The 22748-nt window shown below is 36.4% G+C and carries 26 protein-coding genes; 23 read left to right on the top strand and 3 right to left on the bottom strand.

Translation table 11 applies throughout. The features are described from left to right. Positions 1-10 precede the first annotated feature (10 nt). The 16 genes from ACXVYO_RS07930 to ACXVYO_RS07855 all read left to right on the top strand — a co-directional run bounded on the left by ACXVYO_RS07930 (position 11) and on the right by ACXVYO_RS07855 (position 12504). Entirely contained in the window at positions 11-493 is a 483-nt protein-coding gene (locus tag ACXVYO_RS07930) for a DUF1641 domain-containing protein (protein WP_458466585.1), read from the top strand. A gap of 116 nt (positions 494-609) precedes the next feature. After that, on the top strand, positions 610-954 hold the full coding sequence (locus ACXVYO_RS07925) for a DUF2294 domain-containing protein (RefSeq protein ID WP_458466584.1): 345 nt from the start codon (positions 610-612) through the stop codon (positions 952-954). A 16-nt stretch (positions 955-970) separates the two neighbouring features. Next, positions 971-1768, top strand: a complete 798-nt coding sequence (fdhD, locus tag ACXVYO_RS07920; RefSeq protein ID WP_458466583.1) for a formate dehydrogenase accessory sulfurtransferase FdhD — start codon at positions 971-973, stop codon at positions 1766-1768. Between the two features lie 20 nt (positions 1769-1788). After that, positions 1789-2805 carry a GTP 3',8-cyclase MoaA gene (moaA, locus tag ACXVYO_RS07915; RefSeq protein ID WP_458466582.1) on the top strand — a complete coding sequence of 339 codons (1017 nt, stop codon included), beginning with the start codon at positions 1789-1791 and terminating at the stop codon, positions 2803-2805. Between the two features lie 200 nt (positions 2806-3005). Further along, positions 3006-3785 (top strand): formate/nitrite transporter family protein, encoded by a 780-nt coding sequence (locus ACXVYO_RS07910; protein WP_033656377.1) that lies wholly within the window; start codon positions 3006-3008, stop codon positions 3783-3785. Between the two features lie 24 nt (positions 3786-3809). Next, on the top strand, positions 3810-4826 hold the full coding sequence (locus tag ACXVYO_RS07905; RefSeq protein WP_458466580.1) for a molybdopterin-synthase adenylyltransferase MoeB: 1017 nt from the start codon (positions 3810-3812) through the stop codon (positions 4824-4826). 18 nt (positions 4827-4844) lie between these two features. Beyond that, entirely contained in the window at positions 4845-6152 is a 1308-nt protein-coding gene (moeA, locus tag ACXVYO_RS07900; RefSeq protein ID WP_458466579.1) for a molybdopterin molybdotransferase MoeA, read from the top strand. After that, the gene (moaE, locus tag ACXVYO_RS07895; protein ID WP_139893311.1) at positions 6133-6597 is read left to right on the top strand and encodes a molybdopterin synthase catalytic subunit MoaE; all 465 of its coding nucleotides are present in this window, start codon (positions 6133-6135) and stop codon (positions 6595-6597) included. Before moeA ends, moaE begins: the two co-directional genes overlap by 20 nt. 4 nt (positions 6598-6601) lie before the next feature. Beyond that, entirely contained in the window at positions 6602-6838 is a 237-nt protein-coding gene (gene moaD, locus ACXVYO_RS07890) for a molybdopterin converting factor subunit 1 (protein ID WP_458466578.1), read from the top strand. A gap of 60 nt (positions 6839-6898) precedes the next feature. Continuing rightward, positions 6899-7948: a P-loop NTPase gene (locus tag ACXVYO_RS07885; RefSeq protein ID WP_458466577.1), complete on the top strand. Its 1050-nt coding sequence runs from the start codon at positions 6899-6901 to the stop codon at positions 7946-7948. Positions 7949-7963: 15 nt separating this feature from the next. Continuing rightward, a complete protein-coding gene (locus ACXVYO_RS07880; RefSeq protein ID WP_458466576.1) occupies positions 7964-8188 on the top strand; it encodes a hypothetical protein in 225 nt (74 codons plus the stop codon). 40 nt (positions 8189-8228) lie between these two features. After that, complete coding sequence (locus tag ACXVYO_RS07875) at positions 8229-8627, top strand: hypothetical protein (protein WP_458466575.1); 399 nt, start codon at positions 8229-8231, stop codon at positions 8625-8627. A 137-nt stretch (positions 8628-8764) separates the two neighbouring features. Beyond that, a complete protein-coding gene (locus ACXVYO_RS07870; RefSeq protein ID WP_458466574.1) occupies positions 8765-9013 on the top strand; it encodes a DUF1294 domain-containing protein in 249 nt (82 codons plus the stop codon). Positions 9014-9104: 91 nt separating this feature from the next. Continuing rightward, entirely contained in the window at positions 9105-10046 is a 942-nt protein-coding gene (rarD, locus tag ACXVYO_RS07865; protein ID WP_458466573.1) for an EamA family transporter RarD, read from the top strand. Between the two features lie 79 nt (positions 10047-10125). Further along, the gene (locus ACXVYO_RS07860; protein WP_048527641.1) at positions 10126-10551 is read left to right on the top strand and encodes a divergent PAP2 family protein; all 426 of its coding nucleotides are present in this window, start codon (positions 10126-10128) and stop codon (positions 10549-10551) included. 99 nt (positions 10552-10650) lie between these two features. Next, on the top strand, positions 10651-12504 hold the full coding sequence (locus ACXVYO_RS07855; RefSeq protein ID WP_458466572.1) for a terpene cyclase/mutase family protein: 1854 nt from the start codon (positions 10651-10653) through the stop codon (positions 12502-12504). A 73-nt stretch (positions 12505-12577) separates the two neighbouring features. On the opposite strand, the gene ACXVYO_RS07850 is transcribed toward ACXVYO_RS07855, so the two are convergent. Further along, the gene (locus ACXVYO_RS07850; protein WP_001035808.1) at positions 12578-12727 is read right to left on the bottom strand and encodes a YfhD family protein; all 150 of its coding nucleotides are present in this window, start codon (positions 12725-12727) and stop codon (positions 12578-12580) included. Between the two features lie 133 nt (positions 12728-12860). On the opposite strand from ACXVYO_RS07850, the gene fabG reads away from it, so the two are divergent. Continuing rightward, positions 12861-13601, top strand: a complete 741-nt coding sequence (gene fabG, locus ACXVYO_RS07845; protein ID WP_458466571.1) for a 3-oxoacyl-ACP reductase FabG — start codon at positions 12861-12863, stop codon at positions 13599-13601. Positions 13602-13652: 51 nt separating this feature from the next. Here the strand turns inward: fabG and dhaS are convergent, their stop codons facing one another. After that, positions 13653-15137 (bottom strand): aldehyde dehydrogenase DhaS, encoded by a 1485-nt coding sequence (dhaS, locus tag ACXVYO_RS07840; protein ID WP_000080277.1) that lies wholly within the window; start codon positions 15135-15137, stop codon positions 13653-13655. A gap of 273 nt (positions 15138-15410) precedes the next feature. Here dhaS and ACXVYO_RS07835 point away from each other — a divergent pair, with 273 nt between their 5' ends. The 6 genes from ACXVYO_RS07835 to ACXVYO_RS07810 all read left to right on the top strand — a co-directional run bounded on the left by ACXVYO_RS07835 (position 15411) and on the right by ACXVYO_RS07810 (position 21915). Further along, on the top strand, positions 15411-15689 hold the full coding sequence (locus tag ACXVYO_RS07835; RefSeq protein ID WP_000656242.1) for a YhdT family protein: 279 nt from the start codon (positions 15411-15413) through the stop codon (positions 15687-15689). A gap of 3 nt (positions 15690-15692) precedes the next feature. Next, positions 15693-17132, top strand: coding sequence for a sodium/pantothenate symporter (panF, locus tag ACXVYO_RS07830; RefSeq protein ID WP_458466570.1), 1440 nt, complete (start codon positions 15693-15695; stop codon positions 17130-17132). A 102-nt stretch (positions 17133-17234) separates the two neighbouring features. Next, positions 17235-18182, top strand: a complete 948-nt coding sequence (locus tag ACXVYO_RS07825) for a nucleoside hydrolase (protein ID WP_458466569.1) — start codon at positions 17235-17237, stop codon at positions 18180-18182. A gap of 116 nt (positions 18183-18298) precedes the next feature. Next, positions 18299-19408, top strand: a complete 1110-nt coding sequence (locus ACXVYO_RS07820) for a serine hydrolase (protein ID WP_458466568.1) — start codon at positions 18299-18301, stop codon at positions 19406-19408. 98 nt (positions 19409-19506) lie between these two features. Beyond that, positions 19507-21015, top strand: coding sequence for an argininosuccinate lyase (argH, locus tag ACXVYO_RS07815; RefSeq protein ID WP_458466567.1), 1509 nt, complete (start codon positions 19507-19509; stop codon positions 21013-21015). A 66-nt stretch (positions 21016-21081) separates the two neighbouring features. Continuing rightward, positions 21082-21915 (top strand): GNAT family N-acetyltransferase, encoded by an 834-nt coding sequence (locus ACXVYO_RS07810; RefSeq protein ID WP_458466566.1) that lies wholly within the window; start codon positions 21082-21084, stop codon positions 21913-21915. A gap of 35 nt (positions 21916-21950) precedes the next feature. Here the strand turns inward: ACXVYO_RS07810 and ACXVYO_RS07805 are convergent, their stop codons facing one another. Further along, on the bottom strand, positions 21951-22700 hold the full coding sequence (locus ACXVYO_RS07805; protein WP_458466565.1) for a (S)-benzoin forming benzil reductase: 750 nt from the start codon (positions 22698-22700) through the stop codon (positions 21951-21953). Between the last annotated feature and the right edge of the window lie 48 nt (positions 22701-22748).

Raw genomic sequence — 22748 nt, 5'->3', positions numbered from 1 at the left:
GGAGAAAAATATGGCTGCACCTATAAAAATGATTCAAAAACAAGAATTAACTGAGGAAGAAATCAAACAGCAAAAATTAGATGATATAAAAGAGCTTCTAGCTAATAATGAAGAAGCTTTAAATCAAATGTTTAATATTGTTGGTGAATTAAATGACATCGGAATGCTAGAAGCCGCAAATTCTATGCTAAAAGCGAAAGAACCAATTGCAAAAATCGTTCTTGGTCAAGTGACTCGTGAGCCTGTTACAAATTTAATTAATAATATGATGGGTGCCGCGGGTGCTTTAACAGAACTTGATCCGGAACTTACGAAAAAGCTTATAGGTAGTTTATTAGTAGGACTAGAAGAAGGAAATGAACATCTAGAGAGTAATAAAAAAGTAGGAGTATTTGATCTTATGAAAGTATTGAAAGACCCAGACATTAACCGTGCTATCGGGTTTGGGCTTCATTTCTTAAAAGGTATGGGTAAAGGGTTAAAAGACGAATAATCTTCATGAAGTGAATCTTTTCGCCCAAATGTTTGTATGAAATAGTTTGGGCGGAAGGCTCATTTTGGTAAAATATATAATAAAGTAAAATGAGGATTTGTTGGAGGTATAATTGTATGTCAAAAAAAGTACATGAATTTAATGATATGATACGAAAACTTCGAAAGGAACTTTTCGGAAAAGGACCGGAACGAATTCATACTGTTTTTGCTGAAAATATGGCGATTGCGACCCTTTACGGAAACTTAACACCTACTGAAAAATTCATTTCAAGTACGATGGACGGTGCGGAAATGGTTCATTTGGCTAGAACGAAAATGATTCAAGAAGTGTATGCTGCGAATTCCCGTGAACATTTGGAGGAACTTGTTGGAGCGAAATTAGTGAATTTATTTTCAGATATGAAAGTAGAAGAAGATATTGCAGTTTCAGTATTCATTTTTGATAAAAATATAACGTGAGAGAAGGATACTGATCGTGAAACCGATACAGGTAGAAAGAGAAATCTTTTGTTATGAACAAGGGGCTTTTAAGCATATAGAGGACAGCATTGTAACAGAGTTTCCAGTCACGATTAAAATGAACGGACAGGAGTTTGTTACAATGGTTAGTACTCCAGAATATATAGAAGATATGGTAATAGGCTTTTTAGCATCTGAAGGAATCATTCGGAAGTATGAAGATATTGATGACATATGGGTACAAGAGAAAGAAGGATTTGTACATGTCACAACGAAAAAAGTGAATCCGTATTACGAACAAATGCAAAATAAACGTTATATTACTTCATGCTGCGGTATGAGTAGACAAGGGTTTGTTTTTGCAAATGATGCACTAAGCGCGAAAAAAATGAATGGCGTACATGTACAGGTTGCTGCAGAAGACTGTTTTCGATTAATGAAAGAAATGCAGCAATCTGCAGAGACATTTCGTCATACAGGCGGCGTTCATAATGCATCTTTGTGTGATGTGAATGGCATTATTTTAAGCCGAATGGATATCGGTAGACATAATGCGTTAGATAAAATTTACGGTTATTGTTTAAAGAATAATATTTCTATAAAAGATAAAATTATTGTTTTTAGTGGTCGTATTTCTTCGGAAATATTATTGAAAGTTGCAAAGATTGGTTGTGAAATTATACTTTCAAAATCAGCTCCAACTGAGTTGGCTTTGCAGCTGGCAGAAGAATTAGGTATTACGACGATAGGATTTATTCGGAATCAATCCTTAAATGTATATACGCATCCAGAGCGTGTTTTAAATATAAAATAAGTAAAAGCGAGGCAATAAATATGAAATCTGTCACATTAGACAAACTACAACGCCCTTTAAAGGATTTACGTATTTCTGTTACTGATCGCTGTAATTTTCGCTGTCGCTATTGTATGCCAGAAGAAATATTTGGTCCTGACTATTCGTTTTTGTCTGATGATAAAATTTTATCTTTTGATGAGATTGAAAGGATAACACGTGTTTTTGTTTCTTTAGGTGTAAGAAAGTTACGAATTACAGGCGGAGAACCGTTACTTCGAAGAGGTCTTCCACAGCTTATTGAGCGCCTTAATAAAATAGATGGTGTGGAAGATATAGGTTTAACAACCAATGGATCGTTACTTAAAAAGTTTGCTCCTGATTTATATAAGGCGGGTTTATCACGTGTGACAGTTAGTTTAGATTCCTTGGAAGAAGATCGTTTTTTCTATTTGAATGGTAATAGAAGTAAAGTGCAAAGGGTTCTAGAAGGAATACAAGCTGCAGCTGAAGTTGGTATGAAAATTAAAATAAACATGGTCGTTCAAAAGGGAAAAAACGAACAGGACATTTTGCAGATGGCACAATACTTTAAGGAAAATAAGCATATTCTTCGTTTTATTGAGTATATGGACGTTGGGAATTATAACGGTTGGGAATTAAAAGAGGTCGTCTCGAAACAAGAAATAGTAGATGCCATTCATCAAGTTATGCCATTAGAACGAATCGAAGCGAATTATGCAGGTGAAGTTGCGACTCGCTATCGTTATATTGGAAGTGATGAAGAGATAGGTATTATTTCATCAGTAACAGATTCCTTCTGTTCCTCATGTACGAGAGCCCGTATTTCTGCAGAAGGGAAATTATATACTTGTTTGTTCGCTTCTAAAGGAAATGATTTGAGAGAACTACTTCGATCTGGATACACTGACGAGGAAATAACAGATATCGTACGTGATATATGGAACAACCGAGAAGATCGTTATTCAGATGAACGCTTAAGTCATACAAGTAAAAAAAGAGCGCCTAAAATTGAAATGTCACATATTGGTGGTTGATATATAAGAGTGACGCTATGATGAATTATATACAAAATGGAAAGTATGCAACGTTTGTAGATTTTCTATTTTATAGTAAAAGTGATGATTGATATCTCTGTAAAAGATGTGCAGAGAAATTAAGCAGCATTCAAAAACCTTTATTTTGAGGAGGTTTTTTGAAGCTGCTTTTTTATTTGGAGAAAATGGAGGAATTAGTAATGGCATTTCATAAACCGGAACAAATTGCTGAGCTTGTAATTGAGGCCGGTGTTCAAAAAGTAAGTCAGACGTTGCCAGCAATGCTTATTCTCGGTTTTTTAGGAGGAGCGTTTATTTCGTTAGGTTTTTTGCTTAACATTCGCGTTTTAGGTAATTTACCAGAGCGTTGGGGTAGTTTAGTCAATGTCTTAGGAGGAGCGGTTTTTCCTGTTGGATTAATGCTCGTCGTATTAGCAGGAGGAGAATTAATTACCGGAAATATGATGTCACTTTCTATGGCGCTTTATGCAAAGAAAATTACATTGGTAAGTGTACTAAATAATTGGGTTTGGATTACTTTCATGAATTTCGTGGGAGCTATTTTTGTTGCGTATTGTTTCGGTCATCTTGGCGGATTGACAGAGGGAGATTATTTAAATAAAACGGTAGCAATTGCAGAAGGAAAGTTACATGAATCGTTTGGGAGAACTTTAATTTTAGCAATTGGATGTAATTGGCTCGTTTGTCTTGCACTTTGGCTCGCTTATGGGACGAGTGATTTTGTCGGAAAAATAATCGGAATTTGGATTCCCATTATGGCATTTGTAGTGATTGGATTTCAGCAAGTAGTAGCAAATATGTTTGTCATCTCGGCAGTTATTTTTGCAGGTCATCTGACGTGGATGGATCTTGCTAGAAATTTTGTTCCTGTCTTTATCGGAAATGTAATTGGAGGAGCTGGATTTGTTGGATTTGCTTACTTTGCTTGTTATCAAAAACAACATTCTAATATGAAATAGAGTTCGTGAGAGGAAGGGTATGTAATGGCTGAGCGGTATTCACGACAACAGTTGTTCAAACCAATTGGGAGTAGAGGGCAAGAAAAAATTCGAAATAAACATGTGTTAATTGTAGGAGCAGGAGCATTAGGAAGTGCAAGTGCCGAAAGTTTCGTGCGTGCAGGTATTGGCAAGTTGACGATTATTGATCGTGATTACGTTGAATGGAGTAATTTACAAAGGCAACAATTGTACTCTGAACAAGATGCTAGAGAGAAAATACCGAAAGCAATTGCTGCGAAAAATCGGCTAGAACAAATTAATTCGGAAGTACAAATACATGCTTTCGTAATGGATGCAGTTGCAGAAAACATGGAAGACCTATTAAAAAATGTAGATGTAATAATTGATGCAACAGATAATTTCGATATTCGATTTGTAATAAATGATTTATCACAAAAACATAAGATTCCATGGGTATACGGTTCTTGCGTTGGATCATACGGTATGAGTTATACGGTTATTCCGCAAGAGACACCGTGTTTACATTGTGTGCTGAAGAACGTTCCAGTTACAGGTATGACATGTGATACAGCTGGAATTATTAGCCCGGCTGTTCAAATCGTCGCAGCATATCAAGTGGCGGAAGCATTTAAAATTTTAGTAGGAGATTTCGCAGCAATTAGAAAAACATTTTTCATGTTTGATATATGGAATAATCAAAACCATTTTATAAAACTAGGGAAAATCAAAACAGGCGAGTGCCCTTCGTGCGGCTTAAATCGAACTTATCCTTATTTATCATACGAAAATCAAACGAAGGTAGCTGCTTTATGCGGAAGAAATACAGTGCAAATTAGGCCAGTAGAAAATAGAAAGTACGATTTTGACGATATAGAAAAAGTATTAAATAAACTAGGGAAAGTAGATCGGAATCCGTATTTACTATCTTGCCAACTAGATGATTACCGCGTCGTTATTTTTCGGGATGGTCGTGTTTTTATTCATGGTACAAATGATATTTCGAAAGCGAAACAATTATATTATCGCGTATTCGGTTAATAGAAAGGGTTGTCAACAATGGAAAGAAGAGTGCCAATTACGGTTGAAGAAGCTGTTCGTAAAGTAATGGGATTTGCTAATGAGGGATTAAAGGAGCTACTACCTATTGAATTAGCTTACGGGCGTATATTAGCAGAGGATTTAGTAGCTGACCATGATGTACCTTCATTCAATCGTTCACCGTATGACGGGTTTGCTATTAGAGCAGAAGATACGAATGTAGCAAGTTATGAAACGCCAATTGTGTTTGAAGTAATTGGTGAAATTGGTGCGGGATCAATATTCCACGAGAAAGTAGGCCCGTTTCAAGCAGTTCGAATTATGACGGGAGCGCAAATTCCGAATGGGTGTGATGCGGTGGTTATGTTAGAGCTGACTAGTCAATATGAGGAAGATGGCAACAATTATATGGAAGTGAAGCGATCATTCAAAACGGGTGACAATATTTCTTTTCAAGGTGAAGATGCTCGTAAAGGAACGGTTCTTGCAAAGAAAGGGTCATACATTCATCCAGGTATTTCAGCTCTTCTGGCTACGTTCGGTTATAGTGAGGTGCCAGTGGCGAGAAAGCCTGTAATTGGATTGTTAGCGACTGGTAGTGAATTGCTGGATGTAAATGATTCACTACAGCCAGGGAAAATCCGAAATAGTAATACGTATATGATATTGTCTCAAATTCGAAGAGCGGGCGGCAGAGTAAAATATTTTGGGAAGTTTAGCGATGATTTTCATACATGTTTCACAGCTGTAAAAGAAGCGTTAAGCCAAGTAGATATGCTCATTACAACAGGCGGTGTATCAGTAGGAGATTACGATTATTTACCAGCTATTTACGAAAAGTTAGGTGCCTCTGTTCTTTTCAATAAAGTTGCAATGCGGCCAGGAAGTGTTACGACAGTAGCACAATTAAATGGCAAGTTATTATTTGGTTTATCAGGAAATCCATCTGCTTGTTACGTAGGATTTGAATTGTTTGTAAGACCTTGTATTCGGACGTATATGTTTAGTGAAAAAGCACATATGAAAAGAGAAAAAGCTTTATTAGGAGAAGATTTTTTAAAACCAAATCCATTTACAAGATTTGTGCGAGCAAAACTGACATATAACGAAGGGCAATTAATTGCTTATCCATCAGGGTTTGATAAATCTAGCTCGGTTTCTTCCCTAGCAGAGACAAATATATTTATTGTACTTCCAGGTGGTACAAGGGGTTATAAAAAAGATATGTTCGTAGATATTCTCTTGCTGGAAGATAATGAAGGTAGTGAATGGCCTGGGACATTTTATAAAGTGAGAGGTGTTTCTAATGGGACAAGCACTGTTTGAAATTGTAGATATACCGATTGTAGTTGAAGAAGTAACGAATAAAGTCGCAAGAAGAGAAGCAGGTGCAATTACAACATTTATTGGTACGGTGAGAGAACTTACAAAAGGAAAACGAACGCTACATTTAGAGTACGAAGCATATAAACCGATGGCAGTAAAACAACTTACAAGAATTGGTGAAGAAATAAATGAAAAGTGGCCGGACGCAAAAGTAGCAATTACGCACCGTGTAGGGCGGCTAGAAATTATGGATATTGCGGTAGTCATTGCAGTTTCATCACCGCATCGTAAAGTAGCTTATGAAGCGAATGAATACACGATTGAACGTATAAAACGAATCGTCCCAATTTGGAAAAAAGAATTTTGGGAAGATGGAACGATGTGGATTGGAGATCAGCTTGAAAATACGGCATATCCAGAAGGAAAACCGAAGAAGGAAGAATGAGAAGATGATTACAATTTTATTGTTCGCAAATTTGCGTCAGGAAGTCGGATCGGATCGATTCGTAATTTTAGAAAAACAAGAAATGACAGTTCAGCAATTAAAAGAATGGCTCAAAGCAAGCTATTGTTTACAATCGCTTGATAGAGTGATGGTGGCTGTGAATGAAGAGTTTGTAACGAATGAAGAGATGATAAAAGCTGGAGATATAGTCGCATTAATCCCGCCTGTTAGCGGGGGATAATAAGATTTTTCGCCAAGAAAATGTTGTATATAAATTCGAATATGAGAAGGGATGAGTGCTATGATTACGCAAGAACAAATAATGAACGCATTAAAACATGTAGAGGATCCGGAGTTACACAAAAGTATTGTAGAATTAAATATGGTTAGAAATATACAAATGAATGGAACAGAGGTTAAACTTGAAGTAGTGCTAACGATTCAAGGTTGTCCATTAAAGGCAATAATTCAACAAGATGTAGAAGAGTCTCTTCAGGCAATTGGTGCATCTAAGGTAGATTTGACATTTGGTTCTATGACACAAGAAGAACGAGCTGCGCTAACAGAGAAGTTAAAGAAAAATACTAGAACAGAGACTGGTATGCCGAGCATGCTTCGCCTTGATTCAGGGGTACGATTTATTACTGTAACGAGTGGTAAAGGTGGAGTTGGAAAATCAACAGTGACAATTAACCTTGCAACTGCTTTAGCTCGTATGGGCAAAAAAGTGGGGATATTAGATGCAGATATATATGGTTTTAGCATTCCAGCTATGATGGAAACGAATCAAAAACCGACGATGATTGATCAAACAGCAATTCCAGTCGTTAGTCACGGTGTTAAAATTATGTCGATGGGATTTTTTACGGAAGGAAATAACCCGGTTATGTGGCGCGGGCCGATGTTAAATAAATGGATTCAAAATTTCCTTGCGAATACGCACTGGGGAGAATTAGATTATTTACTTCTTGATTTACCACCTGGTACAGGAGATGTTGCTATTGATGTTGCAGCAATGATCCCGCAGGCGCAAGAGATTATCGTTACAACACCACACAATGTAGCTTCATTCGTAGCATCTAGAGTAGGTGTTATGGCAAAACATACGAAACATGAAATTTTAGGGATTGTAGAAAATATGGCTTATTATGAAGAGCAAGATGGATCAAAAAACTATCTCTTCGGAAAAGGTGGCGGCGAAATGCTTGCAGAACAATTGCAAACAGAAGTGATCGCGCAAATACCTTTTGCAAAACGAGAAGAAAACAACGGTTCATCTGTATATGATGAAGACTCTCTTGTAGGAGAAGTGTTTACATCGTTAGCAGAAGATATTATTTATAGAGGATAGAGGAGGAAGTTTAGTATGGCTTGTAATATCGATCATTCTATGGAAGATGTAATGAATAAGCTTGAAAATCAAAAGGATTATTTACCGGAAGTGATTTTTAAAGAGTTAAAGGGATTTTTGCAAGGAAATCATCCACAGGAAATATTAAACGATATCTTTCATCTTTTAAAAAAGTATGACTTAGTTAGTGAAGAAGAAAGAGAGACGAGAAATACTCAATTATTGTTGATTATAAAATAAATATTTTTTGGCTTTGTTTTTTTCAGGAGGGGTAAATGTAATGGATATGAAAAAGATGATTGAAACGATAGAAGCAACAAAAGTGACTGAAGAAGAATTATCGATTTCTAATTTACATCAAAAGCTTGTGAAGTTATATAGTCAAAAAAATGTTGCTTATTATACGGAACTATTAAAATATATTTTATCACTATCCGTGCATCTAAAATTACATCTCGTATTGAAATATTTTGGCGTGCGACCGTTTGTTGCCGCCGATGAGCGTATGCAATTTCAAGAGATATTTAAATGTTTAGCTAACAAAGATGATAATGGCGAATGGTTTCTAAATTTCGTTTCTTTATATGTAGGGTTAATCGTAGTTCTTCATTTTGATGAAAAAGAGATTGAGAGAAGTTTTTTCGATGATATGGTAGTGGGTGAAGGGAATAAAATATAAGGTTCTGCTCATAACATCTTTCTGTTTAATTGGCTATATAAATATGAAGGTAACTAATTAATAAAAAGCGTTCTTCAGTTGTTTCCATCGTTTTTTCATGTTACCATTAAGCGAATTTTTCATAGGGAGAGAAAGCGATGAAATGGATTTATTTTATTATTATTAACATTATAGCTTTTAGCCTTATGGGGCTTGATAAACGAAAAGCGAAGAAGAAACAGTGGAGAACGCCAGAAAGTACGTTGTTTTTGTCAGCGGCAGCTGGAGGGGCAGTTGGTGCTTGGATCGGTATGTATATGTTTCACCATAAAACACATAAAAAGAAATTTGTTTTCGGTATACCATTACTTGTCGTTACAACAGTATGTTTACTTTTTACTGTATGAGAAATGTCGAAAGAATTGCAGATTGATTATTGGTAAAGTGAGCATGCGGGACCGTATAATGGAGAAAAATGAGAAGAGGAGAAAAAGGAAGATGGGGAGTCAATCAGCACAGCAAAAAAAAGGGATTATATATGCGGCTGGTGCTTATACGATGTGGGGAATCCTACCAATCTATTGGAAATGGGTTGAGGAAGTTCCGGCAGATGAGATATTAGCACACCGCATCGTTTGGGCGTTCGTTTTTATGTTACTCGTATTAGGTGTTACGAAAAGGTTTCGTCAGTTTATTGGGGAGTTCGTGAATCTTTTTAAACGACCTAAATTATTAATGTCATTAACAATAGCTTCAGTTTTGATTAGCGGAAACTGGTTTGTCTACATATGGGCCGTTAATCATAATCATGTCATTGAAGCTAGTCTCGGCTATTATATTAATCCACTTATTAGTATTTTACTTGGTACAGTCGTTTTAAAGGAAAAGTTAAACTTTTGGCAATATGTTGCAGTTGGTTTAGCTGGAGTAGGGGTTATTATTTTAACAGTACGTTTCGGGGCTATTCCGTGGGTCTCTTTATCACTTGCCCTTTCATTTGGATTATATGGATTAACGAAAAAATTGTTAAACTATGATGCGACAATTGGACTTACGATGGAAACGATGTTAGTGACGCCGTTTGCGATTATTTATCTAGTAATGACAGGAGTACATGGTTTCGGCTCATTTGGCTCTATTTCCATGTTATCGACGTTACTATTAATAGGAGCGGGCGTTGTTACTGCTTTACCACTTTTTTATTTTGCAAAAGGAGCGCAACTTATTCCGCTTTATATGGTTGGATTTTTACAATATATTGCGCCAACGATTAGTTTAATTTTAGGTGTATTCGTATTTGGTGAACATTTCACCTCTACTCATATGATTGCATTTTTCTGTATATGGGTTGCATTATTTGTATTCTCGGTAGCGAAAACAAAGTTCTTAGTGCAGAAACAACCGAAATTTATAAAAAATAAATCAGCAAAAGTATCATAATGCGTAGTATTTTCTACGCATTTTTCTTTATACTGATACTATATAGAATTTCCATTATAGCTAGTAGGGAGCTGAGAACGTGGAAACAATTTTACATAATGATCCGCTTATGGCCGCTGTAATTTCATGGTTTTTAGCACAATTAACGAAAGTAGTCTTTAAATTGGTTAAAACGGGTGAATTTGATTTTGCAAAGTTTTTCGCTTCAGGTGGGATGCCAAGTTCTCATGCTTCAACTGTTACAGCACTTGCGACAGGTGTTGGTGTTGTGGAAGGTGTGGAAAGTTCCATGTTTGCGATCGCTGCTATCTTTGCAATAATTGTTATGTATGATGCTTCAGGGGTAAGACTTGCAGTAAGTAAACAAGCGAAAATATTGAATGAGTTTTTTCACGGTAGACAAACAGAATATAAGAAGTTAAATGAACTTGTCGGGCATACACCGTATGAAGTAGTAGTTGGTGCTTTAGTAGGGATAATTGTCGGAGTAGGATATTGTTTATGAGCAGAACATTTTACATGTTCTGCTTTTCTTTGTTTTCATACATATTCAGCTATCTTTTTGAATATCGTTATACGGATTTCGAAAGGGTGGGTGAGTAACTTGTTATTATATGAAAAAGTGCATGAAGAGATAGCAAGACGAACAACTGCACTTCAAACGATGCAACAGCGAGATGGGACGTGGCACTTTTGTTTTGAAGGTGCACCATTAACAGATTGCCATATGATCTTTTTATTAAAATTATTAGGTAGAGATAAAGAGATAGAACCATTTGTAAAAAGATTAGCATCACTCCAAACAAATGAAGGAACATGGAAATTGTATGAAGATGAAGTGGGTGGTAATTTATCTGCTACAATTCAATCTTATGCTGCCTTACTTGCTTCAAAAAAATATACAAAAGAAGATGCGAATATGAAGCGAGCGGAAATGTTTATAAATGAGCGTGGCGGGGTAGCACGTGCTCATTTTATGACGAAGTTTTTATTAGCGGTTCATGGAGAATATGAATATCCTTCGCTCTTTCATTTGCCAACACCAATTATGTTTCTCCAAAGTGATTCACTTCTCAGTATATTTGAGTTAAGTAGCTCAGCACGTATTCATTTAATTCCGATGATGTTGTGTTTAAATAAAAAATTTCGTGTAGGGAAAAAGTTACTGCCAAATTTAAATCACATTTCGGGAGGAGGCGGAGAATGGTTTCGGGAGGATCGATCTCCGTTGTTTCAAACATTAGTAAGTGATGTAAAACAAATTATATCGTATCCACTATCTTTACATCATAAAGGAAATGAGGAAGTCGAACGTTTTATGAAAGAACGTATTGATGAAAATGGAACGTTATATAGTTACGCAACTGCCTCGTTTTATATGATTTATGCTTTACTCGCGTTAGGACATTCTCTTCAATCAACAATGATTCAAAAGGCTATAACCGGGATAACATCTTATATATGGAAGATGGAAAGAGGGCATCATTTGCAAAACTCTCCTTCAACTGTATGGGATACGGCTTTACTCAGCTATGCGTTACAAGAGGCCCACGTACCGAAAGATAATAAGATGATTCAACATGCAGTAACATATTTATTAAAAAAACAGCATACAAAAAAAGCTGATTGGAGCGTACATGCACCAGCGCTTGCTCCTGGTGGTTGGGGTTTTTCGGATGTGAATACGACAATCCCTGATGTTGATGATACAACAGCCGTGCTAAGAGTATTGGCAAAAAGTCGAGGGAACGAAAATGTAGATTATGCTTGGAAGAAAGGGGTCACTTGGGTTAAAGGATTACAAAATAATGATGGTGGCTGGGGAGCATTTGAAAAAGGTGTGACGAGCAATTTATTAGCAAATTTACCAATAGAAAATGCAAGCGACATGATTACAGATCCTTCTACACCAGATATTACAGGAAGAGTGTTAGAGCTTTTCGGGACATATGCGCAAAATGAATTGCCTGAGAAACAAAAACAAAGTGCGATAAATTGGTTAATGAATGTACAAGAGAAAAATGGATCATGGTATGGAAAATGGGGGATTTGTTATATATATGGTACGTGGGCGGTGATGACAGGTTTACGGTCACTCGGAATTCCATCTAGCAATCCATCATTGAAACGAGCAGCTTTATGGCTTGAACATATACAGCATGAAGATGGTGGCTGGGGAGAATCATGCCACAGTAGTGTGGAAAAAAGGTTCGTTACTTTACCATTCAGTACACCATCCCAAACAGCATGGGCGTTAGATGCTCTCATTTCTTACTATGATAAAGAAACACCAGCAATTCGAAAAGGTATCTCATATTTGCTTGCCAATCGTTATATGAATGAAAAATATCCTACTGGAACAGGTTTACCAGGTGGTTTTTATATTTGTTATCATAGCTATGCCCATATATATCCGCTACTTACTTTGGCACATTATATAAAAAAATATCGAAAATAAACCGAGAGGATATCTCTCGGTTTATTTGGTTGGGTAGTAGGTCCCTGTTGAAAAGAATAAGGTTGTGCTTTCCTTATTTTTCTGTTGACTGGCGTTTTTGACGTGCATCAGCGGCATTTGCACGTGCGTTTGCTTCTAAGTCATTGTGGTCAGCGAGTTCACGAGAGAACTCAACATCAATGCCATCGGTAGCTTTGTTTTGTTTGAAATTTTTTTTGTTCATTCGACACAATCTCCTTGCACTTTATGCGACGTTGCAAAGTTAGTTTGACACAAATAGACTTTTTTATACAAAGAGGAATTAGGAAGTAAAGAGCCGAAATATACAGTATAAGTAATAGAAATGGGGGATAGGGATGGAGCTTTTAAATGGGAGAACAGCTGTTGTAACAGGAGCTGCACAGGGAATTGGAAAAGAGATTGCAAGGGTTTATGCAAAACTAGGGGCGAAAGTATTAATTAGCGATGTAAATGAAGAAAAGCTACAAAAAACGACACGTGAGTTATCGGATGAAGGATATGAAGTGAGTTTATATCGATGTGATGTGAGTAATCAAAATGAAGCGAAGTCATTAATTGAATATGCGGTTCAAAAATTCGGTACATTACATATTTTGGTAAATAATGCTGGAATTACAAGAGATGCAATGTTACATAAAATGGAGAAGTCTTCTTGGGAACAAGTATTGCAAGTGAACTTAACTGGAGTTTTTTATTGTATGCAACCAGCGCTTCTTTACATGAGACAACAAGGGTATGGACGCATTATTAATATATCTTCAATTAGTAGAGAAGGAAATATAGGTCAAGCAAACTATGCAGCTACGAAGGCAGGCGTTGTAGGTTTAACGAAAACGGCAGCGAAAGAAGTTGGAAGTTTCGGTATTACGTGTAATGCGATTTGTCCAGGATTTATGGATACAGATATGACAAAAACAATACCAGATAAAGTGAAAGAAAAGATGGTCGGCGCGATTCCAGTTGGTAGAATTGGAACGCCAGAAGATATTGCGAACGCAGCTGCCTTTTTAGCATCAGAATACGCATCCTATATTACAGGAGAAGTATTAAATGTGAGCGGGGGACTGCAAGTTTAAAGGAATACATAAAGAAAAAGAACCTGACCGGATAGGTCAGGTTCTTTTTCTTTAGTTTAAGTTGAGCCAAACACTCTTCACTTCTGTATAGTTATTTAATGCGTAAGATCCCATTTCACGACCAAGACCAGATTGTTTAAATCCTCCAAATGGAGATGCTGCATCAAAGACGTTATAACAGTTTACCCATACAGTACCAGCACGCACTTTACTTGCAACATAGTGTGCTGTTTTAACATTTTCTGTCCACACACCAGCCGCTAAGCCGAATTGTGATTTATTTGCACGTTCAATTACTTCATCGATATCGTTAAAAGGTATTGCAGAAATAACTGGACCGAAAATTTCTTCTTTTGCGATCGTCATTTCGTCATTTACGTCAGCGAATACTGTAGGAGAAACGAAGTAGCCTTGATCGAATGGATTACTTCCTCCGCAAAGTACTTCAGCGCCTTCTTCAATCCCTTTTTCAATGTAGCCCATTACACGTTTTTGTTGTTCTTCGGAAACGAGAGGACCGATTGTAGTTTCTGGACTTAGACCAGCGCCTTGATTTAATTTTTTAGAATAAAGGACGAGATCAGCCATGACATTATCGTACATTTTCTTTGGAACAAATAAGCGTGATCCAGCAGAGCATACTTGTCCTTGGTTAAACATAACACCAGAAAGTGCACCAGGAATCGCGCGAGATAAGTCGGCGTCTGGTAAAATAATGTTCGGTGATTTACCGCCAAGCTCTAAAGTAACACGTTTCAATGATTCAGATGCTTGGCGCATAATTTGTTTACCGACTGGAGTAGAGCCAGTAAATGCAATTTTATCAACGAGTGGATGATTAACAAGAGCTTGTCCAGCTGATTCACCGAAGCCAGGAACGATATTAATAACACCTTTCGGGAATCCAGCTTCTTCAATTAATTCAGCTAAGTATAGAGCGGATAGTGGAGTTTGTTCTGCAGGTTTTAAAACGATTGTACATCCTGTAGCAAGCGCTGCTCCCATTTTCCACATTGCCATAAGAAGTGGGAAATTCCAAGGAATAATTTGACCGACGACACCAACAGCCTCATGGCGTGTATAGTTAAAGTAATCACCGGAAACAGGAATTGTTTGACCAACGATTTTCGTAGCCCAGCCAGCGTAATAGCGCATATGTTCAATTGCAAGTGGTATGTCTGCTGCCATTGTTTCACGGATTGGCTTTCCGTTATCTAATGTTTCGAGCTGTGCAAGCTCTTCTTTATGCTCTTCCATTAAATCAGCTAACTTGTACATAAGACGGCTTCGCTCAGCAGTGCTCATGCGAGACCAAGGACCTTCGTCAAAAGCCATGCGAGCTGCAACGACAGCTTTATGAATATCTTCGCGACCAGCCTCAGAAACGACGGCAAGTGTTTCGCCGGTTGCTGGGTTAGGTGTTTTAAATGTTTTACCGGAAGCGCTTTCAATGAAAGATCCATTCACATATAACTTTTTTGTACCTTGAAGAAACTTTTCTACCTTTTCATGAAGATTTACAGCTAGTTGACTCATTGTATAACCCCCTTGAAAATATAATGTAAACGCAGTACAAGACGGCGTTTATTCCGAAATCAAGGATGTGGGAACTAGATGGAAAGCCTCTAATTTAAATCATAATTAATAAATACTGAAAATTCAAATTTCAATTGTGTTACAATTGTAAAAAATATGTAATGTAAGAGAACCTTCTATAAGAATATAAAAAATCCTGCTTGTTTTTGCTTTCTAGTAGGAAAAACTAGAAGAACAATGGTACAATAATACCTCGTGAGAGGAGGGAGAAAAATGAAGGATTATCATGATGATCCACGCTTTCGAATCGCCCATAGAGAAGCGTTAATTGGTCTTGGACTTGCTATTATCAATTTTATAATATGGTATGGATTTGCTTATGGGCTTGGTAGTAAAAATCCAAGTGAATATACATATGTATTCGGTTTTCCAGCATGGTTTTTTTATAGCTGTATCGTTGGGTTTGTCGTTATGGTTATTTTACTTAGTTTAGTTGTTCGTTTTGTATTTCAAGATATTTCACTCGATGAGGAAGAAAAAAGTGAGGAATAATAGATGAATTGGTATGTAATCATTCCAATGATAATTTCATTTATCGTTGTGTTTTTAATTGGTGTATATGCTTCAAGACGCGTACAAGCGACTGCTAATAATAAATTTTTACAAGAGTATTTTCTTGGTGGGCGTGAACTTGGCGGTTTATTATTAGCGATGACAATGATTGCTACGTACGGTAGTGCAAGTAGCTTTATTGGTGGTCCTGGTATTGCTTATAATATGGGTCTTGGATGGGTACTGCTATCTGCGATTCAAGTTGTAACAGGGTATATCGTTTTAACGGTTATTGGTAAAAAGTTTGCAATTATCGCTAGGAAGATGGAAGCCATTACTCTTATCGATTATTTAAAGGGAAGATACAATAATAAAGCGGTTGTTATACTTTCTGCGTTATGTATTATTATCTTCTTATTTTCAGCAACAGTAGCTCAATGGGTCGGCGGTGGCCGATTAATTGAGTCGCTAACGGGTCTATCTTATACAACAGCACTATTTTTATTTACTTTTTCTGTACTTGTGTACGTATTAATTGGGGGATTTCGTGCAGTTGCTTTATCAGATACGTTATTAGGAATCATTATGTTAGTTGGAACGACAATCATTTTAATTGCTACTGTCATTGCTGGTGGTGGAATTGAAAAGATTATGCAGGAACTTGTTCAAATCAATCCAAATTTAATTACACCGTTCGGAGCGGATGGTAGTTTAACGAAATCATACGTGACATCATTTTGGATTTTAATTGGAATTGGCGTTGTTGGTTTACCACAAATTAGTGTGCGTGCCATGTCTTATAAAGATTCAAAAGCTATGCATCAAGCGTTAATAATTGGAACGGTTGTTGTGGGTACAATTATGATTGGTATGCATTTAACAGGTGTATTTGCACGAGTCGTACTTCCAGGGATAACGGTACCGGATAAAGTTATGCCGCTACTCGCGATGGAAGTGTTGCCACCTTGGTTAGCTGGTGTTTTCTTAGCTGCGCCAATGGCAGCAATTATGTCTACAGTAAACTCGTTATTGTTACTTGTAAGTTCATCAATTATTAAAGACATATACGTAAATTACATAAATAAAGATGCAGCAGACAGTACGATCAGAAAAGGAAGTTTGTGGATTACTGGTATCGTAGGACTACTCGTTTATGCAGCGGCAATTAAACCACCAGATTTTTTAATATGGTTAAATTTATTTTCTTTCGGTGGATTAGAAGCAGCATTCATTTGGCCGATTGTATTAGGGTTATATTGGAGAAAAGGGAATGCTACAGGAGCGCTTGCTTCTATTTTAGTTGGGGTAGGTTCATATATGTGTATTCATCTTTTCTATCCAAATCCGTTCGGTATACATACAGTTGTCTTCCCAATTTGTTTTGCGTTTATCGCTTATATCATTGGAAGTATGAGTGTTGTGAAGAAAAACAGTATAGGTTAGAGGAAGAACGTAGTCCTTATAGGACTGCGTTTTTTCGTATAAATTTGTTCTTTTTTATTCTGTATACCTATTGCGATTCATAAATTAATAACAATTGAGGGGATGGAGTTGAGGTCGATGAAAAAAGTATTATTTTTAGGAGACCCGGGAATTGATGACTCTTTAGCAATTATGTATGGATTGTTGCATCCTGATATTGATATTGTCGGCGTAGTAACGGGATATGGAAATGTAACGCAAGAAAAGGCGACGAGTAATGCAGCATATTTATTACAGTTAGCAGGAAGGGAAGATATACCGATTATTAATGGTGCGAAGATTCCTTTATCTGGAGATATTACAACATACTATCCGGAAATACACGGGGCAGAAGGTTTAGGACCAATTCGTCCTCCGAAAAATCTTTCTCCGAATATAAAGCCTTTTTGTGAGTTTTTTGATATTCTTGAAAAATATAAAGGAGAATTAATCATTGTTGATGCTGGCAGGTCAACGACACTTGCGACAGCGTTTATTTTGCAAAAACCGATGATGAAGTATGTGAAAGAATATTATATAATGGGCGGTGCTTTTTTAATGCCTGGTAATGTTACACCAGTCGCAGAGGCGAATTTTCATGGTGATCCCATTGCTTCACAATTAGTGATGCAAAATGCCAAGAATGTAACATTAGTACCACTTAACGTTACATCTGAAGCAATTATTACGCCAGAAATGGTGAAATATATTACGGAACACTCTAAAACGAATTTTAATAAATTAATTGAACCAATATTTACGTATTATTATAAAGCGTATAAAAAGTTAAACCCAAAAATAACAGGGAGCCCAGTACATGATGTCGTTACAATGATGGTTGCGGCGAATCCGTCTCTTTTAGATTATGTATATCGCCGTGTCGATGTAGATACAGTTGGAATTGCAAAGGGTGAAAGTATTGCTGATTTCCGTCCGCAACCCGACTCAAAAGCTTTAAAGAATTGGGTGCGAATCGGTTGGTCATTACATTATAAAAAATTTCTCGAAGACTTCGTGAAAATTATGACGTAGACATAATAGGAGAATACAAGTTAAAATAATGGAGATGGTTATTTAAATAACCATCTCCATTATTTTGTTTTTTTAGATAAATAGAGAAGAGTTACACAATAGGAGAGGAATTTTACTTGAAAAAAACTATAGTATGCGCAGTAATTGTGGGTATTTTCATTTTGCTAATATCGGGTAATTTTTTAGTGAAAAAAGTGTGGAGTTCAAATAATGATGATGCGCAGTATATAGCATCCTTTATTGAAGAACATAAAGATGAAAAAAATAGTGCGCTTCTAGTAAAGAGAAATGATAAAGTTGTTTATTCTGTAAATCCCAACGTTGTATTACCTGTTGCTAGTACGATGAAATTAATTGTGGCGCTTGAATATACGAAACAAGTTACAGAAGGGAAAATTGATCCGTCTAGTTTCGTTTCCATAAATGATGTGAATCGTTATTACGTACCGAATACAGATGGTGGTGCACAAGATAGATGGCAAAGGTATTTGCAAAAGACAGATAAGATAACAGAAGGGGCAGTTTCTTTAGAAGAAGTGGCAAAAGGAATGGTTAAGTTTAGTTCGAATGCGAATGCTGAATATTTAATGGAAGTGTTAGGGTTAGATAATATTAATCAAAATTTACAAAGTTTATCCCTTCCAGCGCATCAGCCGCTATTTCCGATTGTTTCATCTTTATACATCCCTGGATATTTGCATAAAGAACTACATGTTCCGAAATATAAAATAGAGAAAAAGTTAAAAGAAATGTCTCAAGAGCAATATCGTGAATATGCGATGATTATTCATGAACGCTTAAAAAAGAAGGGACCATTATTACAGAAGGAAATTCCTCTTTATTTAGAGGAACGTTACGATAAAATTTGGTCAGATCGATTACCAGCAGCTTCTGCAAACGATTATATGGTACTGCTTCAAAAGGCAAATCATAAAGGTGGCCTAACAGAAGCGGAAGAAAAAGTGTGGGCGAACATCGTTGAAACAGATATGAGTGCTAAAAAATATCGTAAAACATTTAGACATGCAGGGCAAAAAAATGGTTATACGCCATGGACAGTTACAAAAGCAGTTTATGCAATGGATAAACGCGGGAACTGTACAGAAATAGTGTTTTTAGCAAATAATTTAAATGAAGACGACAGTGCAGAAATACGTAAACATTTAGCAAACTTACATTTCCAAGTGTTGCAAAGTGATAAGTATGATGCGACTTTTATTAAATAAACTCGGTGCAGAGAGCACCGAGTTTTTTATATACAAGCACTTTTTTTCTATCTCTGGGTATGATGGGTAGTAATACTTAGGTGAGAGGGGAAAAGGTGATGAAACAAAGTAAAGAAGAGTTTATAAAGAGTGAAGGCGCTGATTTCCCTGGGAAAACATATGTGGATTGTGTATTACAACATGTATTTCATTTTCAACGAAATTACTTATTAAAACATATGTTTCAAGTGCATAAAGCGCATATTACAATGCTGACGGAAGAAAATTTAATGAAAAAGGAAGAAGCTAAAGTTATATTACACGCACTCAAAAAGATAGAGGGAGTTCCGAAAGATCAATTGCTATATACAAAGCAGCATGAAGATCTCTTTTTTTTAGTGGAACATTTAATTTCTCAAGAAGCGAAATGTGATTATGTAAGCAATATGCATATTGGTAGAAGTAGAAATGATATGGGTGTAACGATGTATCGCATGAGTTTAAGGCGATATGTATTACGGTTAATGGAACATCATTTGTTATTGCAAGAAAGTATGTTGCAACTTGCCGATAATCATAAGGAAACAATTATGCCAGCTTATACACATACACAACCAGCACAACCAACAACATTTGGTCATTATACGTTAGCGATTTATGATACGATGCAAAGAGATTTAGAAAGAATGAAAAAAACGTACAAACTTTTAAATCAATCTCCAATGGGGGCTGCAGCTCTTTCTACAACAAGTTTCCCAATTAAACGAGAGCGAGTTGCCAATTTACTTGGATTTACAAATGTAATTGAGAATTCATATGATGCTGTTGCTGGAGCAGATTATTTATTAGAAGTTAGCTCGTTACTGATGGTAATGATGACGAATACGAGTAGATGGATTCATGACTTCTTACTATTAGCGACGAAAGAATATGATGGTATTACTGTTGCAAAGCCATATGTACAAATTAGTAGCATTATGCCGCAAAAGCGAAATCCAGTTTCTATTGAACATGCCCGTGCGATTACGAGTAGTGCTTTAGGAGAAGCATTTACAGTATTTCAAATGATTCATAATACACCATTTGGTGATATTGTTGATACAGAAGATGATTTGCAGCCGTATTTATATAAAGGAATTGAAAAGACCATTCGTGTTTTTTGTATTATGAATGCGGTCATTCGAACGATGAAAGTAGAAAAAGAAACGTTAAAAAGCCGTTCTTATAAACATGCAATTACGATAACTGATTTCGCAGATGTTTTAACGAAAAACTATGACATTCCATTTCGACATGCGCATCAGGCAGCGAGTGTTATTGCGAATATGTCATTGGAGCAACAAAAGGAGCTACATGAATTACATTTAAAAGATGTAAATATATACTTACAAGAAAATTTTAAAATACATTTATTAGAAAACGAGTGGGAAGAGATTGTATCGCCAGAAGCTTTTATTCAAAAAAGAAATGTATACGGTGGACCGAGTAAAAAAGAAATGGAGCGCATGATTAAAAATCGAAAAGAGTCATTTCAAAAAGAGGAAGAGGTATTTGAAAGGGAAAAACAAAGGATTTTACAAGCTGAAAATGATTTGAATACGTTAGCTTTGAATATTATTGAATCGTAAAAGAGGGATTTAGTGGATTAATCGCCAATACTTAATGAAACTATAAATAGAGAGAAGAGATTGTCGATGATTCAATTACATGTATATGAAGAAATTCTTGCTTTTAAAGAAGAGGTTACGCCATTTTTAGAAAAGAATGAGCAGGAAAATAATCTTATATTAGGTGTATTACAAATGGTTCAACAACCGATATTTATGGGGATAGCAAAACAAGAGGAAGAGATAGCGGCTGTATTTCTTCAAACGGAAGAGAAGAAACAAATCATTGTTGCTACGTCTGAAATTGCGGAAGCGGACATCGTGGAACTTGCAAAAAAATTAACGAAAGTATACCCAAATGTTCCAGGATTGATTGGTAATAAGAAAATTGTACAGAAATTAGCGGAAAAGATTGCGACGTTAGAACAGAAAAAAACTACTGTTGCAATGGAGCAAGGTGTATATGAATTAAAACAAGTAAAGAAAAAGTGGAACGGAGATGGAATCTTTCGAGAAGCAAGTAGTGAGGAGCTACCATTAATAGAACAGTGGATATATCAATTTTGCGAAGATGTGAAGCTTCCTACTACGAAAGAAGAAGCGAAACAAACCGCCCATACATTAATTACTAATCGTCGTCTTTTTGGTCTAGAAGTAGACGGGAAACTTGTTTCTGTAGCTGCAAAAACGAGACCGACTACAAACAATATAACAGTTAATTTCGTATATACACCGAAAGAAGCGCGGAAAAAAGGGTACGCATCTAGTTGTGTTGCCGCACTTAGTCAACGTATGTTAGATGAAGGTTACAAAACAACGACTTTATATACGGATCTGGCAAATCCGACATCAAATAAAATTTACCAAGAGATTGGTTATGAACAAATTGCAGAGTCTGTACTTATATTTTTAGAGAAATAGAATGAAAAGGCACGCTAGTAGAGCGTGCCTTTTTGTTATTCATCAATTCGAATTACTTCACCTTGCGGGAAATTCTCAGTTTCTAGTAAGCTACGAATTGCTTTCGCAACGTATTCAGGTGATAGTAGTTTTCCTTCTTCTTTTAGTGCGATAAAGCGATCTAAATTTATGAAGTCTTCTTTATTTGTTTCACGAATTTGTGCTTGCATACTTGTATCAACAACACCAGGTGCAAATGCGACGATTTTTACCGGATATTCTTTTTCTGCTTCTTCGGTTGCTACGCACTGTGTAAACATATTTACACCAGCTTTCGTTGTACAATAAGCGCCCCATCCAAAATAAGGTTTTTTTCCTGCGCCAGATGAAATGTTTATAACACGTTTATCTACTTTCCAATCTTTCGTATGTTTCATGAAAGTGGAGGTAAGAATCATCGGTGCAAGTAAATTAATTTGAATGTTCGTAATGAGCAGTTCGCTTTCAGCTTTTTCTATTGGTTTCATTGGTGCGAGTGTACCAGCGTTATTAATTAAATGAATAGATGATACAGTGTCTTCTTGAATAGATGAAATGATTTCGTTAAAGTTCGTTTCTAAATTATGTACATCTTGAAGATCTAAGGAGTGGAAAATACAATTGCTGTTATATTGCTCTGCGAGTTTCGTAAGTTCTTTATTTTCTCTTCTAGAAATAGAGATGATACTCGTGTTTTCTTCTAACAATTGTGCGGCGATTGCCTCACCTAAACCTTGTGAAGTTCCTGTTACGATAACATAACGCATAGTGTAGTAAGCTCCTCTCGTATGTGCGGAATTTTGTTGGACAAAGTA

The sequence above is a fragment of the Bacillus sp. BC08 genome (genome assembly GCF_054326875.1).
Note: the sequence above shows the minus strand (reverse complement) of the source record. Positions and strands in the feature narration are given on the sequence as shown.